General features: G+C 39.9%; 14 protein-coding genes. 4 read left to right on the top strand and 10 right to left on the bottom strand.

Annotation, left to right across the window (positions count from 1 at the left end; genetic code table 11):
- The coding region (locus WC615_RS15925; protein WP_372979066.1) for an efflux RND transporter periplasmic adaptor subunit at nt 1-559 on the top strand (559 nt) is incomplete at its 5' end.
- A 51-nt stretch (nt 560-610) separates the two neighbouring features.
- Nucleotides 611-3,748: an efflux RND transporter permease subunit gene (locus tag WC615_RS15920; RefSeq protein ID WP_372979065.1), complete on the top strand. Its 3,138-nt coding sequence runs from the start codon at nt 611-613 to the stop codon at nt 3,746-3,748.
- Between the two features lie 46 nt (nt 3,749-3,794).
- Here WC615_RS15920 and WC615_RS15915 read toward each other — a convergent pair whose 3' ends face one another.
- From WC615_RS15915 to WC615_RS15870, 10 genes are all read right to left on the bottom strand, one after another.
- Nucleotides 3,795-4,376 carry a TetR/AcrR family transcriptional regulator gene (locus WC615_RS15915; RefSeq protein WP_372979063.1) on the bottom strand — a complete coding sequence of 194 codons (582 nt, stop codon included), beginning with the start codon at nt 4,374-4,376 and terminating at the stop codon, nt 3,795-3,797.
- An 84-nt stretch (nt 4,377-4,460) separates the two neighbouring features.
- Nucleotides 4,461-5,216: an SDR family oxidoreductase gene (locus WC615_RS15910; RefSeq protein ID WP_372979062.1), complete on the bottom strand. Its 756-nt coding sequence runs from the start codon at nt 5,214-5,216 to the stop codon at nt 4,461-4,463.
- Between the two features lie 241 nt (nt 5,217-5,457).
- Nucleotides 5,458-6,882, bottom strand: coding sequence for a S41 family peptidase (locus tag WC615_RS15905; RefSeq protein ID WP_372979061.1), 1,425 nt, complete (start codon nt 6,880-6,882; stop codon nt 5,458-5,460).
- Between the two features lie 59 nt (nt 6,883-6,941).
- On the bottom strand, nt 6,942-7,784 hold the full coding sequence (locus WC615_RS15900) for a helix-turn-helix domain-containing protein (protein WP_372979060.1): 843 nt from the start codon (nt 7,782-7,784) through the stop codon (nt 6,942-6,944).
- A 376-nt stretch (nt 7,785-8,160) separates the two neighbouring features.
- Nucleotides 8,161-9,465, bottom strand: coding sequence for an NAD(P)/FAD-dependent oxidoreductase (locus WC615_RS15895; protein ID WP_372979059.1), 1,305 nt, complete (start codon nt 9,463-9,465; stop codon nt 8,161-8,163).
- 193 nt (nt 9,466-9,658) lie between these two features.
- A complete protein-coding gene (locus tag WC615_RS15890; protein WP_067057630.1) occupies nt 9,659-10,516 on the bottom strand; it encodes an RNA polymerase sigma factor RpoD/SigA in 858 nt (285 codons plus the stop codon).
- A 153-nt stretch (nt 10,517-10,669) separates the two neighbouring features.
- Nucleotides 10,670-10,861: a cold-shock protein gene (locus WC615_RS15885; RefSeq protein ID WP_067057627.1), complete on the bottom strand. Its 192-nt coding sequence runs from the start codon at nt 10,859-10,861 to the stop codon at nt 10,670-10,672.
- A 460-nt stretch (nt 10,862-11,321) separates the two neighbouring features.
- The gene (locus WC615_RS15880) at nt 11,322-11,897 is read right to left on the bottom strand and encodes a hypothetical protein (RefSeq protein WP_372979058.1); all 576 of its coding nucleotides are present in this window, start codon (nt 11,895-11,897) and stop codon (nt 11,322-11,324) included.
- Nucleotides 11,898-12,076: 179 nt separating this feature from the next.
- Entirely contained in the window at nt 12,077-12,670 is a 594-nt protein-coding gene (locus tag WC615_RS15875; RefSeq protein WP_372979057.1) for a hypothetical protein, read from the bottom strand.
- 4 nt (nt 12,671-12,674) lie between these two features.
- The gene (locus WC615_RS15870; protein WP_372979056.1) at nt 12,675-14,528 is read right to left on the bottom strand and encodes a hypothetical protein; all 1,854 of its coding nucleotides are present in this window, start codon (nt 14,526-14,528) and stop codon (nt 12,675-12,677) included.
- 685 nt (nt 14,529-15,213) lie between these two features.
- Here WC615_RS15870 and msrA point away from each other — a divergent pair.
- On the top strand, nt 15,214-15,849 hold the full coding sequence (gene msrA / locus WC615_RS15865) for a peptide-methionine (S)-S-oxide reductase MsrA (protein WP_372979055.1): 636 nt from the start codon (nt 15,214-15,216) through the stop codon (nt 15,847-15,849).
- 3 nt (nt 15,850-15,852) lie between these two features.
- On the top strand, nt 15,853-16,362 hold the full coding sequence (gene msrB, locus WC615_RS15860; protein ID WP_372979054.1) for a peptide-methionine (R)-S-oxide reductase MsrB: 510 nt from the start codon (nt 15,853-15,855) through the stop codon (nt 16,360-16,362).
- The last annotated feature ends 185 nt before the right edge of the window (nt 16,363-16,547 follow it).

Raw genomic sequence — 16,547 nt, 5'->3', positions numbered from 1 at the left:
TAAAGCGCCGGGCAGCGGTTATATTGTTGAGAAGAACATCTCGGCAGGTAACTTCATCAGGCCTGATAACAGCAACAGCTTATTCACCATATCTGATATGAAGGATGTATGGATCTGGGCAAACGTTTTTGAATCGGATATTGCGAAGGTGAAAAAAGGCTATGATGCCAAAATATCAACACTGGCCTATCCCGATAAGGTTTTTGACGGCAAAATAGATGAGATAAGCTCGGTTCTTGACCCGGATAATAAAGTGATGAAAGTACGTATTGCTTTAGATAATAAAGATATGCTGCTAAAACCCGAAATGTTCACCAATGTGCTTGTATCTAATAAAGATATGCAAACCTCAATAGCCATACCTGCGTCGTCGGTGATATTTGATAACAGCAAATATTTTGTAGTGGTTTATAACAGTAAATGCGATTTACAGGTACGTGCCGTAACTATGATAAAATCTGTTGATGATATCACCTATATATCATCGGGCTTAAAAGCCGGCGATAAGGTAATATCTAAAAACCAGCTTTTACTTTATAATGCTTTGATACAGGAATAAGCCTGTGAATTGTACACATTTTTTTAAGCATTATTATCTCATAACAAAACAATGAACAAGCTAATTAAAAATATCATATACTTCTCGCTCCGGCACCGGGCGATGGTATTCTTTCTGACTGCGGTGCTGGCTGTATTGGGCGTCTGGAGCTACTTGAATACCCCTATAGAGACGTTCCCGGACGTTACCAATACGCAAATTATAATTATAGCGCAATGGCCCGGCCGCAGTGCCGAAGAAGTGGAAAAAATGGTTACCATACCTATGGAAACCGTGCTTAACTCCGTACAGAAAAAGGTTAACCTGCGTACTACTTCATCATTTGGGTTGTCATATATCCGCATAATTTTTGATGATGATGTAGATGATGCCTTTGCCCGGCAGCAGGTACTAAGCCGCCTTGGCAACGCTGACCTGCCAGATGGTATAAAACCCGAGGTAGAGCCGCCATATGGCCCTACCGGCGAAATTTACCGCTATACACTGCGCAGTAAAACAAAATCGCTGCATGAACTTACTGCTATACAGGATTGGATACTTGATCGCCAGTTTAAGGCAGTGCCCGGCGTTGCTGATGTAAACAGCTTTGGCGGCGAAGAAAAAACGTATGAAGTAAGCGTAAACCCATCGCTGTTACAAAAGTATGGCTTAACATCGCTTGATGTATATAACGCCATAAACCGCAGTAACATAAACGTAGGTGGTGATGTGATTGAAAAAAACGACCAGGCGTTTGTAGTGCGTGGTATAGGGCTGATCAATAACATCAGCGAGATAGAGAACATTATTATTAAGAACGTTAATAACGTACCTATACTGGCACGCAATGTTGCCGATATTAAAGAAAGCGGCCTGCCACGTTTAGGCCAGGTGGGGCGCGATAAGCATAACGATGTTATTGAAGGCATTGTGGTGATGCGTAAAGGCGAAAACCCTGCCGATGTATTAACGCGTATCCGCAGTAAGGTAGAAGATTTAAATGCCAATATCTTACCCAAAGACGTAAAAATTGATACGTTTTATGACCGTACCACCCTAATGGATTTTTGTACCGAAACGGTTATTCATAACCTGTTAGAGGGTATAGTACTGGTTACCGTTATTGTGTTTTTGTTTATGGCCGACTGGCGTACTACATTAACCGTAGCCCTGGTTATCCCGCTGGCCCTGTTGTTTGCGTTTATATGCATGCGTATAAAAGGGATGACAGCCAACCTGCTATCGATGGGGGCGGTAGATTTTGGGATCATCATAGATGGTGCCGTGGTGATGGTAGAGGGCATCTTTGTAGCGCTCGACCATCGTGCCAAAGAACTGGGCATGGAGAAATTCAACAAGATAGCCAAGCTTGGCTTGTTTAAAAATGTTGGTGCCGAGATGGGTAAAGCTATCTTCTTCTCCAAGTTGATCATCATTACCTGTTTGATACCCATTTTTGCCTTTCAAAAGGTAGAAGGGAAAATGTTTTCGCCACTGGCTTACACATTAGGCTTTGCTTTATTAGGCGCATTAATATTTACACTTACTTTGGTGCCTGCCTTGTCAAGCATCCTGCTAAGGAAAAATGTAAGGGAAAAGCACAACCCGGTTGTATTGTTTTTTGAGAACGGCATACGCCGGATGTTTAACTACACTTATCGTAACCAAAAGTTAAGCCTTATTGTATCAGTATCTTTCATGGTATTAACCTTTTTATCGGCTAAGTTTTTGGGTACCGAGTTTTTACCCCAGCTAAATGAAGGCGCGCTTTGGGTTACAGCACAATTGCCCATGAGCACATCGCTTGAAAACTCAGTTAATGTTACCAATAAAATGCGGCAGGTGCTTGCTACCTTCCCCGAAGTGAAACAAACGCTGTCGCAGGTGGGGCGCACAAATGACGGTACCGACCCTAAAGGCTTTTTCAACGTGCAGATACAGGTAGACCTGTTGCCAAAAAAACAATGGAAGCGCAGTATAACCCAGGAAGAACTGATTGCCGAAATGGATAAAAAGTTAAGCCAGTTCCCCGGCATTATATTCAATTACTCGCAGCCTATTATTGATAACGTTGCCGAGGCTGTGGCCGGGGTGCCGGCGTCTATGGCGGTAAAAATATTCGGGCCCGATTTTAAAACGCTCGATACCAAGGCCGACCAGGTAATGGCTACCCTTAAAAATATAAAAGGGGTTGAAGATCTTGGTGTGCTGCGTAACCTGGGCCAGCCCGAATTCAGGATAGAGCTGGATCAGCGTAAAATGGCGGTTTATGGCGTATCTACTGCCGATGCAAACTCAGTTATTGAAATGGCCATAGGTGGTAAAGCTGCCAGCCAGTTATATGAGGGCGAGCGTAAGTTCGACATCCGCATACGTTACCAGAAACAATACCGCGATACCGAAGAAAAAATAAAGAACCTGATGGTACCTACCATGAATGGTTCAAAAATATCTATCAAAGAGATCTCGACCATCACATCGCAAACCGGCCCTGCATTTATATACAGGGATAATAATATGCGCTATATAGCGGTTAAATTCTCTGTGCGCGGCCGCGATTTGGGCAGCACCATTGCCGAGGCGCAGGACAAAGTTGGCAAGGCTGTAAAACTTGACCAGGGGTATTCATTTACCTGGAATGGTGAATTTGAAAACCAGATACGTGCATCAAACACCCTTGCACGTGTAGTGCCTATATGTTTACTGGTTATCTTCCTGATACTGTATATAACCTTTGGCAACGCAAAAGATGCTATACTGGTAATTATGAACGTGCCGTTCGCCCTGATAGGGGGGATACTGGCCCTGCATATAACACATACCAACTTCAGTATATCTGCCGGTATTGGTTTTATAGCCCTGTTTGGGGTTTGTATCCAAAACGGTGTGATATTGATCTCCGTGTTCCGAAAGAACCTGGAAGAGCACATGCCGCTTAACGAGGCCATACTTGAAGGTGTGATCTCGCGCGTGCGCCCGGTGGTGATGACCGCCCTGATGGCCGCTATTGGCCTTATGCCTGCCGCATTATCAACCGGTATAGGCAGCGAAACCCAAAAGCCTTTAGCCATTGTGGTTATAGGCGGGTTAATAACTTCTACTATTCTTACCCTCTTAATATTACCTGTTATTTATTCCATCGTTTATCGTTTGATACACAGGCGAGAAAACAGGAAGTTATTAAAAAGGATAGGTGTAGTTAGTGCTTAGTTTATTGTTTGAACATTGTATAGCCCTAAAGTAGGCCGCGAGGGCACTACTTTAGGGAGTACAATGCTACATCGGCAATATTTTGCATTACCTGCCTGCCTGCGCCCGAACGGGCTGTTACCCTTAAAGCGCTGATAGTAGCAAAAATAAATTGTGCTATAGCGCGTGATGTCAGCGGGTTTAAAACCTGGCCGTTTTGCCGTCCTTTTTCAATGGCGGCTACAAGCGCATCTTCTACACTTTGGTTGTTTGCACTTACTATGTTGTTTATTTCCTGGTCCTGGCCTGAGAGCTCAACCGCGGTATTCACCATAAAACAACCTTTTTGCATGGTATCAGCCATGTCTTCATCTATAATATTGTTAAAGATCTGTTTGATGGTTTCACCAATATCCTGTGATTGTTGAAGCGTATTAAGCATAAGCCCGGTACGCTGCTGCTGATACATTTTAAGCGATTTGGTAAACAATGTACGCTTATCGGTATAGGTATTATACAGGCTCGACCGGTTGATGCCCAGGCCGTCAACAAGGTCCTGCGCTGATGTGGCATGGTACCCTTTCTTCCAGAACAAATTCACCGCTTTTTCCAGCAATTCATCTTCATCAAAATCCTTTTTACGTGGCATAGCGTTATAAATTAATAGTAAACAAAATTACCAATTTGAAACAAGCGTTCCAAATTGGTATAAAAAACAGGGCTGTCGGGCCAATTAATAAGTAACCGCATTAACGGTTAAGCCGCCGTCAACAACAAGTTCGGTACCGGTTATAAACGATGCGTCATCAGAAGCCAGGAACCTTACCACGTTGGCAATTTCTTCGGGTTTAGCAAAGCGTTTTAATAAAATGCGTTCGCCTAATATTGTTCCAAAGCCATTCACTTCTTCTTCGGTTAAACCAATTTTGCCGTAAAGCGGAGTAGCAACCGGGCCGGGCGATACCGCGTTTACACGGATGCTGCGTGGTGCAAGCTCAACAGCCAGTACCCTGTTCAAAGAGAGAATTGCTGCCTTGCTGGCCGCGTAAACACTGCTGTTTGGCATACCTAATGTTGCATTTACAGATGTGTTGAACACAATAGATGCACCATCATTTAAAATAGGGATGAATTTTTGAACGGTAAAGTAAACGCCTTTCAGGTTCAGGTCTATTATGCTGTCAAAATGTGCTTCGGTGGCACTTTCAACCGGGCTAAAATTGGCTACGCCTGCATTAAGGAACAGGATATCAACTTTACCAAATTGGGCTTTAACATGGGCAACCAATTCGTCTATCTGGCCCAATTGTCCCTGGTCTGATACGATACCGATAACACCAAGCTCATCAGCTGCTTTGGCTACTGCATCTTTATTACGGCCGGTGATGATAACGTTTGCGCCTTTATCAGCTAATTCTTTTGCTGTTGCGTAACCAATACCGCTGTTACCACCTGTAACTACGGCTACTTTGTTTGTTAGAGTTTTCATTGTTATGAATTTTAAATTTTTTGTTTTTGTGATTTGATGAAGCAAATGTAAATGTTTTGAAACGTTCGTTCCAAATCAAATCAAAAAATAATGAAACGATCGTTTCATTATTGCAATTCTATTACACTATCGATTTAAATAGCTGCTGCCGCGAGATTAGCGTGGTGTATTCCGTGGGGTAGTGTAGTACAGCAGATGAGTTTTTATACCGAATGGATCAAAAACCGTTAAGAGATGTTTTTTACTGTTCTAAATAATCGACAGTAAATTTTACCCAATCCTTTACAGATCTATCTATATAAATATCAGGCTGTAAGCCTATATTGTCAATAGGAAAATCGGGAAGTCTTAACGATCGGTATGTTGGTAATAACAATTGATAATTACTGCATCCAAATTCAAAAAATCTTGCATCGGCATAATCGAGAACACCTTCTGTTGGGACGCCTAAAATTTTCACTTTTTTACTTTGCTTTGCAGAGAGAGTTAAGTCTTCTGCCGCACTCCCCACATTTCCATTGGTGAGTATAGCAATTTGTCGGGGACTTTTGGGTGCTAGTTTTATGGTGTTGATAATAACACTGTCCCCAGCCAAATTCACAAACTTGCCAAAGTTTGATTTTAACTTAGCAACGTACCTTTGAGCTTTTTCAATATCATCTTTATTCTTGATGCTATCTGTTTTTAAAGTTTGGAGCCATTGTTCATAAGCTGTAATTGTGGTTTGAGTAGATAAATGTTCAACACCAATCATCCGTCTCGAAGGATTCGTTAAAATATATGGCAAAAGTTTTTGATACGCATTACCAGTTCCCCCGCCATTATCTCTTAGATCAATAATTAAGTTTTCGCTGTTTTCTAATAAATCCTGATTCTTTTCAATTAATTTTTCAATCGTTTCAACAAAAACACTGCTAAAGTTTTGCAATTTCAATATTGAAGTTTTTGCAGTAAGACGTTTAAAATAGAATCCGTTCATTTCATTGATCTGTTCATCTATCTGCGCTTCATTTAAAGTTGATGCAGGTAGTTCTCTGACAAAAGCTAACCTGAGGTCGCTGAAATACAAAAGACTATTATCGTTTATTTTGTAGGATCCGCGTTGAACGGAGTGATCTTGTGAGTAATACTCATATTTTCCGCTTTTAAACAAGCGGAACTTCACTTCGTTTTGCTTCCAATATTTGGGGTCAGCTTTTATAATAAAGCCAACATAGTCATCGTTGGCTAATTTTTTTAATCCAATTTCATAATGCTCGCTTTTCCATACTCCTTCAATTCCTTCTTTTAATTTTGAGGCATTCCGTATAAATCTTGGAATGTTTATATCGAATATTGGGTTTCGAATTGCTTCATTTTTATTTTTTACTATCTGTACCGTATCTTTTGGAAGAATCCAAATATGGTGGTCCTTGAAAATGCCGGTATAACGCTCCAATATACTTATACACGTTGAGTCGCTTACACTTTTCGATTCTGACAATAGCTGTTTTTTTAGGTTATTATATAGTTCCTTGTCTCTTGTTTTTTCTTCGAAACCAGGGTATTCGACTTCAATTTTTTTGATAATATTTTGTAGCGCCTCCTCGCAATTACATTTGGTTTGAGCGAAGAGTTGATTAGTAAACAATAATACAGCAAACAATAAATAATACTTTACTTTCATTTTAATATAAATTTTAGCAAAGGAAGTTATTGTGTGAGTTTAAAAATTGTAAAAATCATTCACACCTGTTTTTTGTTGTAAATCCACGATAAATCATTTTGCAGTACCGATACGTTCTGAAAAAATTGTCGTGGAGAATAGCCGGATAATGATTTGAAATCGTTTATAAAATGTGCCTGATCAAAGTATTGGTTTGAATGGGCGATGTTTGTGAGTGTATTTTGTGTATTAAGAATTTGGTTCAGGACGTTTCGAAACCGTACGGTTTTTAAATAAGATTTAGAACTTTGCCCAATATGATTTTGGAATAACCGAAATAATGTAGGCATACTTACTTCAAGTTTTTGAGCCAACATCTCAACTGTAAAATTATCATCCTTGTATTTTGAAATAAGGTACAAAGCCTCTGTTACTTTTTGGGGTACTTCATAATTTAAGTTGCTCAAAAGTAAATATTCAAGTTTATTGGCTCTTTCAGAAATATCATTCTCTTCAAATATCTGCTCTAATATAGAATCATCTTTTGTTATGAAAATATCAAATACATTATCTGAACTCATTAATTCATTGTAGGATTCATGAGTGAAAACTCTTAATGCAGAAGGATAGAAAAGAATACAGATCTGATCAAGATGAGAATTGATGTCAACGTTGAAAGGTTCTTTGTGAAATCCATAAAATCGGCTTGTAAAGCTTTTACTTCCTTGGGTTATTCTACAACTATTTTGGCTTGATACCTTGTTGTAATCTACATTGTTATCTTTATAAATAGCAAGACAAAGATTATTATTTGGAAATGTTATGTAGTTTAAAGAATTGTAGTCGGTCTTTTTGAAAAACAAAAAATATTGAATGTAACTTTTCAATATTTCATTTCTTGGTTTAATAATTACTGACTTCATTTTTGTTGCTTGCGGTTAATTAGGTTACAGATAACGTTTCGGGGCTTTTGCGTTCAGTCGGTAAATAGTAGCAGTTGAGTTGTGTTCCTAAGCCGAATTAATGGAAAAAAGGTGAGCTTTGCACTTCAGCCCGCCTTTTGGCAAACCCTTGTTAGCAGTTCGGGCTTCTTTTTTTCGTGTCATTTGTCCATAAACTCGGTTTATGTTTTCTAATAAAGTCCACCTGCATTTGTTGTAAATTTTCAGTTTCGTCGCTGCCGCGAGATTAGCGTATCTCGTGGTGTAGCACAAGGTAGGTTTTCAGCTTACAACACAATAATAATCGCCCATGAATTATTGATTTGTTACTAAAGTTGAAAGCTTTAGCCGTGATCTATTACACGCCCGACTTAAATATCATCCTAAACGACTGATCGCGACTGATATAAGCCACGGCCCAGTTATATAAAGTACGCAGTTTGTTACGATAGTTCACCAATGATATAAGGTGGATAAACAGCCACATAAATAAAGCGATGATGCCACGGAAGTGCACCTTGTGTTTAAACAAGTCAACCACCGCCTTGTTGCGGCCTATAATGGCCATATCGCCCTTGTCAAAGTATATAAAAGGTTTTAAAGGCTGGCCTTTGGCCATAGCTATAAAGTTATTGGCCAGCGTTTTGCCTTGCTGTATGGCAACCTGTGCTATCTGGGGGTGCCCTTTCGGGTAATAGGGGTCTGTAGTGAGGATACAGGCATCGCCAATAGAGTAGATGTTTTCTAATCCCTGTACCTTATTATGTTCGTCGGTAAGCATACGCTTGCCGGGGCCAAGGCTTGTTGCGGGGATACCATCAAAGGTATTGGCTGTAATGCCAGCCGCCCATATCAGGGTGTTTGATTCTATTACCTCACCGTTTGATAGCAGGATCTTGCCATCAACATAATCATTAACGTGCAGGTTTAGCTTAACTTTTACGCCAAGCCTGGTTAATACATTATAGGCTTCCTGGTGTGTTTTCTCGCTCATGGCACCAAGCAGGGCAGGGCTGCCGTCAACAATGTAAATGCCGCCCGGTTTGTTGATCAGTTCTGGGTAATCTTTAGGGAAGATGTAATTCTTCATCTCGGCCAGCATGCCCGATACCTCAACACCGGTTGGCCCGCCGCCGGCTACAACAATGGTAAGCAGCTTTTTGCGTTCAATGGGGTCTTTGGTAATGGCGGCTTCTTCAAGCGTTTGCAATAAGGCGTTGCGCATGCGCAGGCCATCGTCAATGGTTTTCATCGGGATGGCGTTCTTCTCTATATTCTCGTTGCCAAAAAAGTTTGTTTTGGCGCCGCTGGCAAATACAAGGTAATCGTAATCCAGTTCGCCGTCTTTTAAATAAATGGTTTTGGTAACCGGGTCTATCTTTACAGGTTCGCCCATCCGGAAACGGATATTATCCTTACGGAAAAGTTTGCGGAAAGGGTAGCTGATGCTCGACGGCTCTAAAAAGCTGGTTGATACCTGGTAAAGCAGCGGAGGGAAATAATTGAAGTTGTTTTTATCAACCAGGGTAACCTGGTAGTTTTTATTTTTTGCCACGTTTTGTGCAAAGTTAACACCGGCAAAACCGCCCCCAATAACCACAATTTTTTTAGCAGTTACGGGTTCGTTACCTGTGAAAGCTGTAGGGTTAGAAAGATCGCTCATTTCTGTAAGTTTATGTTTGTCACCGTTATAAATGACGATGTAAAGATACTTATTGTAACTTGTACACTATGTATTTATCGCCTTATTTTACACAGTGTTGATGATGCATAATTAAGCAATTTCCCGGCCACAAAAAAACCGCTTTTAAATTGTTTAAAAGCGGTTTTTTAATATCTCTGCAGATTAGCAAATACTACAAGTATGATTGCAGCGCGCCACTACGCGATGATTGCTTGATGCGTTGCAGGGCTTTGTCTTTTATCTGGCGTACACGCTCGCGGGTAAGCACAAATTTTTCGCCTATTTCTTCTAGGGTATGGGTATGATTATCGCCCAGGCCGTAAAATAACATCAACACTTCGCGGTCGCGTTCGCCTAATTTAGATAGGGAACGGCCAAGCTCGGTAGCTAACGAATCATGGATCAAACCACTATCAGTTGATGGATCATCATTGTGCATTACATCCAGCAATGTACCTTCTTCACCTTGTTGAAAAGGCGCGTCGATAGATACCTGGCGGCCCGAGTTACGTAACGAGTCGGCAATTTTCTCCACCGTAGTTTCCAGGCATTCGGCCAGTTCTTCGGGTGTAGCTTCGCGTTCAAGTTCCTGCTCAAGCGATGATTGTGTTTTCCTGATCTTGCTCAGGGTGCCTATCTGGTTCAATGGCAAACGTACCGAACGCGATTGATCTGATATGGCTGATATGATTGATTGGCGGATCCACCAAACGGCATATGAAATAAATTTAAAGCCTTTGGTCTCGTCAAAACGGCGGGCGGCTTTGATCAGGCCAAGGTTACCCTCGTTAATTAAATCGCCAAGGGTGATGCCCTGGTTTTGGTATTGTTTTGCTACAGATACCACAAAACGTAAGTTTGCTTTGGTAAGGCGCTCTAAAGCGGCCTGGTCGCCTTCACGAATTTTTTGTGCCAGGATAACTTCTTCCTGTGCTGTAATGAGGTCTACTTTACCGATCTCTGTTAAGTATTTATCAAGCGATTGGGTTTCGCGGTTGGTAATGGATTGACTTATCTTAAGTTGTCTCATTTAATAGGGCTAATGCGGCACCGGGTGCCTGCGATTAAATAATATATTAAACTTTAAAAGAGCGGGGAACGGGCGTTTTTAATGGCCCTCGAAAAAAATAAAAAGCATTCTCCGGTTTAGGGAGAATGCTTCACGATCATTTATTATAGTGTGTTAAGCTATTTTAACTTTTACCGCGTTCGGGCCTTTTTTGCCTTCTTCAACTTCGTATTCTACAGTATCGTTTTCGCGGATGCGATCAACTAAACCTGTTGAGTGTACAAATACTTCTTTGCCACCGTTACTTGGGGTAATGAATCCAAAACCCTTTTCTTCATTAAAAAATTTTACTGTTCCTTGTTGCATTATATTGATTTAAATAGTGACAAATATACCGTTAATTATTCATTAAATGGTATAAATAAATAATTGATACACTTTTACTTATAAAATAAACTTTTTTTGTAAGGAAAATGACTCATGGCCTACAAAGCGTATGAGGTTAGCTTTACAGCATTAGGTTAATATAAGGTGTGTACATTTTATGTAACGGTATAGTGATGGTAATTGTTTTGTCAACCTCGTATCACATTTAATTATACAAAATACACACGCCTGTTTTTTACGTTTGTATACTTGCGGGTGTAAACAGGCCTGCACCTAAAATTTATATGAAGAAAATAACCGCCCCTAACGCTCATTCAGGCGTTTGCGCGGAGACTTAAATGAGGTCAATCTCAGCAGCCACACATGCTGAAAGCTTTGTATGTTTTGGGTCGAAGCTACAAGCTTCGACCAGTAGGGGTTTATCCCGTAGTTATGTTATTTAGTACCTAAAAAAACTATTTATGCTTGTGTTATCAGGCCATACATAATCTATCAACCACTTGTCTTTGACTTTAGTCAATTGAAAAATCATATCAACATTTTTCTTAAAGTTTATACCAACAAGAGCCTTATTGTATATAATTAGAATTTTAGTGATTTTAAATTTTCTTAAATTTTCTAATATTTCCTCCGGTTCAAAAGTATTGAGTACGATGTCTTTATCTAATCCATCTATTTTGATTAATTCTCCTTTTTTAGGTTCTTTTCCAATGAATTTTTCATAATACCTAAAATATTCTTTTAACTGCCCAATATATAATTCCGAAATAAAACCACTATTTCTAAAATTATTAAAATATGTTTCTAAGCTATCACGATCAAAATAGGTTTTCACGCTATCTTTCCCATCATATCGAGGAACAAAATACCTTTCACCTAATTTTTCTTCTCCACCAGCCTTATGCCACTTTAAAAAGTTAATTATGGTATTCTTTATATCCTTATTTGGTTCTTGCGGTTGGGCATCACATAAATATACATTTAATACCAATGCGAAAAGAAATATTTTTTTCATGTTTTTTTACTTGAATTGAAAAAAACGGTTACCGCCATGCAAGGCGATAAACTAATGGAATCCGCTTTGCTATCTAACAATAATAACTAGGGTATTATTAGAAAGCGTTGCAACTGATTTTTGATGATAGGGGTATACAGGAATAAAATTTTGGTATTGGAGGAAGACTTTTTTAATAATTATTGACTGCCTATATTATATTTATTATCACCATTAAAACCAATGTAATCTATTTCCCAATGTTTTTTTTCCCTTGTAAGTGTAAAAACTATCTCTGTGGTATATGATAATCTTAAGGATATTAATGCCTTATTATAAATACGTAGAAAGTGCTTAATTTTTGCTTTTTTGATATTATCTAAAATTTCTTCTTTCCCAAAACCTAAGACAATATCAGACTCAAGTGATGGAATTGGGCCAAAATAATCTTTAACCTGATGAATTGTTAAAGTATCTGATACGCTTTTGTAAATAGACCTCAAGTGATTTAAAAAAACAGCCGAAACATACCCCCCAGCTTTAAAATTCGACAAGTAAATTTCAACGGCATTCATATCCACTTTCAATATACTATCCTTTTTAATAGTATCAGGATTAAAACCTTTTATTACCGGGGATGTTTTTAAATTATCGCTGTTTCTTTTATACCACTTCAAAAAACTAATGCAGGTTTGCTTTACTTGAGCTTCTTCAATCTGATTTTTTGTTTTTTGGGCAAAAGCCAATGAATAAAAAAATATAAGTGAAAAAATTATTGATGTTGTTTTTTTCATTATTCTATAATTTAATGCTTTTCCTAACTTGTGATACAATATAGTCATGCGATCCCGGATAATGCCCATAAGGTGATTGTGTTGATCCGGTAATTTTCCCAGTAGTCGAATTATAATATAATCTGTTAGCATAACTGGCGCCTGCTATCCGGTCACTTGTTGAGTTATCAATAAACTGAAAATATTTCCCTTTTGCATCAGTACCCATTCCGTTTATTACAATAAAATGATCTGTCGCGCCATCATAATTAATGGAACCTGGTTTACGGTCTATACCAACAATAACTGGAGTATTGGCAGAAAGTGAATTTATTAAATAAGTTATAGCCTGCCGGGTTTTTGATTGATTAACTCCAGTAACTTCCGAATAAACCTGAAACGTTTGTGAACCAGGCAAATAGCCTGAACAGGTATAACCCGCCTTTGCTAATTGTTCACGAGCCAAAATTAAACAACTTACAGGATCTCCATCAGGTTTAAACCGCATAGTTACGAATTTTTCAAAGGGGATAATTCTATCAATTGTTGGCCAAGCTTGTTGATTTTGATACTCCTGATATACAGTAGATGCGGTCGGATCAGTAAATACTAAGTTATCGTCGACTATCGGTTCATCTAAGTTTGGTTTTAATAATATTCCATTCCCATTCCATTCTATCCGCAACTGTTGTACCCTTTGCCCTATTGTACCCCAGGTACTCAGTTCATTATTTATTTGTTGTGATTCCACGGCATTGTTTGGCGCATCAATGCCAAGCATCTTCCGGAGTTTACTCCTCAACCAGGCTATAAACGGTGGGTCGTCGCCCTCATCAACGTTTATCTGTAAGCTTGCAAAATTTGTATTAAAATCGGTTCTATAAACATCAAAAAACTTTGCGGCAAACTGTGCTTTTTCCAAATCGGTTAATCCCAGCTGGATTTGATACTGAGCTTCTGTTTCATTAATAATGGAGGTTATTTTTACTATGGCTAAGCTTTTTACAAACGTGGCGTCATAGTGGTCGCCTGTTTGCGGGGTTGGTGTTGGTATAGGGTATGGCTGATAAGTGCCATCACCCCCACCAGGAGGGCATCCGCCGCCGGGTGGCAATAACTGCACACGTAATTTGCCGCTACCTACAACGGCAACTTTTGGGCCGCAATCACCTGTGCCAGGGGCAGGCACCCAATCGCCACCACCGCCGCTGCTTGAGCCGCCTCCGCCGCCACCCACTACGGGTGGTATGCCTCCATTACCGAAAATCCCAGAATAATAATCACCAGCTGAAGTTTCGTTTCCATAATCGGGTCCGGCATCCGGATAAACGCAGTTGAACCCATAATTCCAAATATCGTACCATGTACCCCCGGTTAACCAGCACCAAATTTTTGCAATAGTCCGGCCAATATCTATACTGTTTGTCTTTTGATTTGTTTGAACAACAGGCGTTTGTGCAGGTGTTGCATTATCAAGGGTTACAGTTTTTATATTATCGCCATTTTTATATATCAAACGATCGAGCCGGTTAGTCTGAAAATTAAAAATATCCAGCTTACCGTTAAACCCCGTGCTATCAGTTTTTTCGTACAACCACTTGTAAGTATAAGCTTGTAATACGCCGTTCTTTTTAACAAAAAACAATGCCGCATCAACACCAACGGGTACTTTAACTACAAATTCATTATTAATAGTTGCCTGTGATGCCTGGGCCCATGCCGGGTCTGTTGGCAACTTAAATGGCAGGTTTTGAATCCAACTTACAATTTCAGCGGGGTCAATTTTTTCGGGCTGGTTAGTAATTGCTTCTGTGGTGTGCAGTTTTGTTGTTTCATCCTTTTTACAGCTATAAATTAAAGCTGTAAAAGAAATTAACAAGATCAGGCATAATTTTAAAGCGGAGGTTACTGCTTTTAGAGTAAAGGTTTTTCATTGTGATAGGTAAATGTTTTTAATGATATAAAAATAATATATTATCTATAATACTTTATCCAAACCCAACAAAATTTAGTTTACAATACCATTATTTAAGAGAAAATCCCATCCGAGGTAAACGTTGGTAGAAACATTGGCAAAATGTCTTATGTGCCGTCATGTACATAACTTCGCCGCCCATCAAGCACCCATGTTTAGATAATAAATGATGTGAACGTCCACTCTCGCGATAGCCCGGCAGCGTGAACGCTTGAATAGCGAAGTAGTTTAATAACTCAGGCAAAGACGCGATAAATTTATTTCTCTTTCGCGTATTCGCGTGAAAAACCTCTGTGAACTTCGTTTTTCTCTCTCACCGCACTGCCCGCCAACTACAAAAGTATTAATCGCGAACTAAATACATAGTCCTACTAATTTTCCTTGTAAGGAAAATGACCGGCTATCTACAAAGTGTGTGAGGTTAGCTTTACAGCATCAGGTTACTATAAGGTGTGTACATTTTATATAACGGTATAGGGCTGGTACTTGTTTTGTCAACCTCGTATCACATTTTGTTACATAAAATACACACGCCTGTTTTTTACGTTTGTATACTTGCGGGCGTAAACAGCCTGCACCTAAAATTTATATGAAAAAAATAACGTTTCAAATAGTACTATTACTAATTACCTGCTTTACGGCTTTTGCGGGTACAGCCAACATGGCTGTTAGTAATACCAAAGCCAAATTAGATACCGCAACCTTTGCCACCGGTTGCTTTTGGTGTACCGAAGCAAAGTTTCAACAACTTAAAGGCGTTAAAAAAGTAGTTTCGGGTTTTAGCGGGGGCACAGTTGCCAACCCAACCTACAAAGAGGTTTGCACCGGCACCACCGGCCACGCCGAAGCCTGTAACATTATTTACGACCCGGCCCAGATCACTTACGACGAATTGCTGCAAGCTTTTTTTGTAGCGCATGATCCTACCCAGCTAAACCGCCAGGGCAATGATGTGGGCACGCAGTACCGGTCGGCTATATTTTACCATAACGCCGCCCAAAAGCAAAAGGCCGATTATTACATAAGCAAATTAAACGCTGCTAAAGCTTACAAAAGCAAAATTGTTACCCAGGTAACCCCGTACAAGGCCTTTTACAAGGCCGAGGATTACCACCAGGATTATTTTAACCAGAACAAAGGCAGCAACCCGTATTGTAAATATGTGATACAGCCCGAACTGGATAAGTTTAGAAAAGTGTTTAAAAACAAACTAAAAGATCAATAACCAATGAGAGCTATATATATTGCAGCCCTGCTGCTGCTGTGTTTTACCTGCACCTTTGCACAAAACCCCAAAAGCGATAAGGGGCACCAGAATAACCCATACTACTCTAACACCGATACGCGCCCCGTTAAGGTAAGCAATGCCGAATGGAAAAAAATACTGCCGCCGGCTTTGTATGCTACTGCGCGTGAGCAGGCCACCGAGCGCCCTTTTACCGGCCAGTTTTGGAACAAAAGCGCTAAGGGTACTTACTATTGCGCGGTTTGCGGCAATAAGCTGTTCCGGTCTGACGCTAAGTTTGCGAGTGATTGCGGCTGGCCAAGTTTTTATGAACCTGTTAGGAAGAACAGTGTGATATATAAGGTAGATAACTCTATCGGCATGCAGCGTACCGAAGTGATCTGCGCACGTTGCGAATCGCACCTGGGGCATATATTTGATGACGGCCCCGCGCCAACCTATAAAAGGTTTTGCATGAATTCGGTTTCGTTAGATTTTCAGCCGGATAAGTAATATTTAACCGCCAAAACCCTGTTCCATTTTGTTCCATTCGGGAAAAAATGGAACAGGGTGACTTGTCCTGAAATAGGTTGACAAAAAAGTCACCAAATGAAAAAGACAATTAATAAGTCATCGATCATCCGGGAGTATTTTAAAGGAGGGTCTGGTTTTCGTACCTTAGGTATCAAATATGGCTA

The organism is Mucilaginibacter sp. (assembly GCF_041663085.1).
Taxonomy (GTDB): domain Bacteria; phylum Bacteroidota; class Bacteroidia; order Sphingobacteriales; family Sphingobacteriaceae; genus Mucilaginibacter.
The sequence above is the reverse complement of the archived record's forward strand: the minus strand, read 5'-3'. Positions and strand labels throughout refer to the sequence as shown.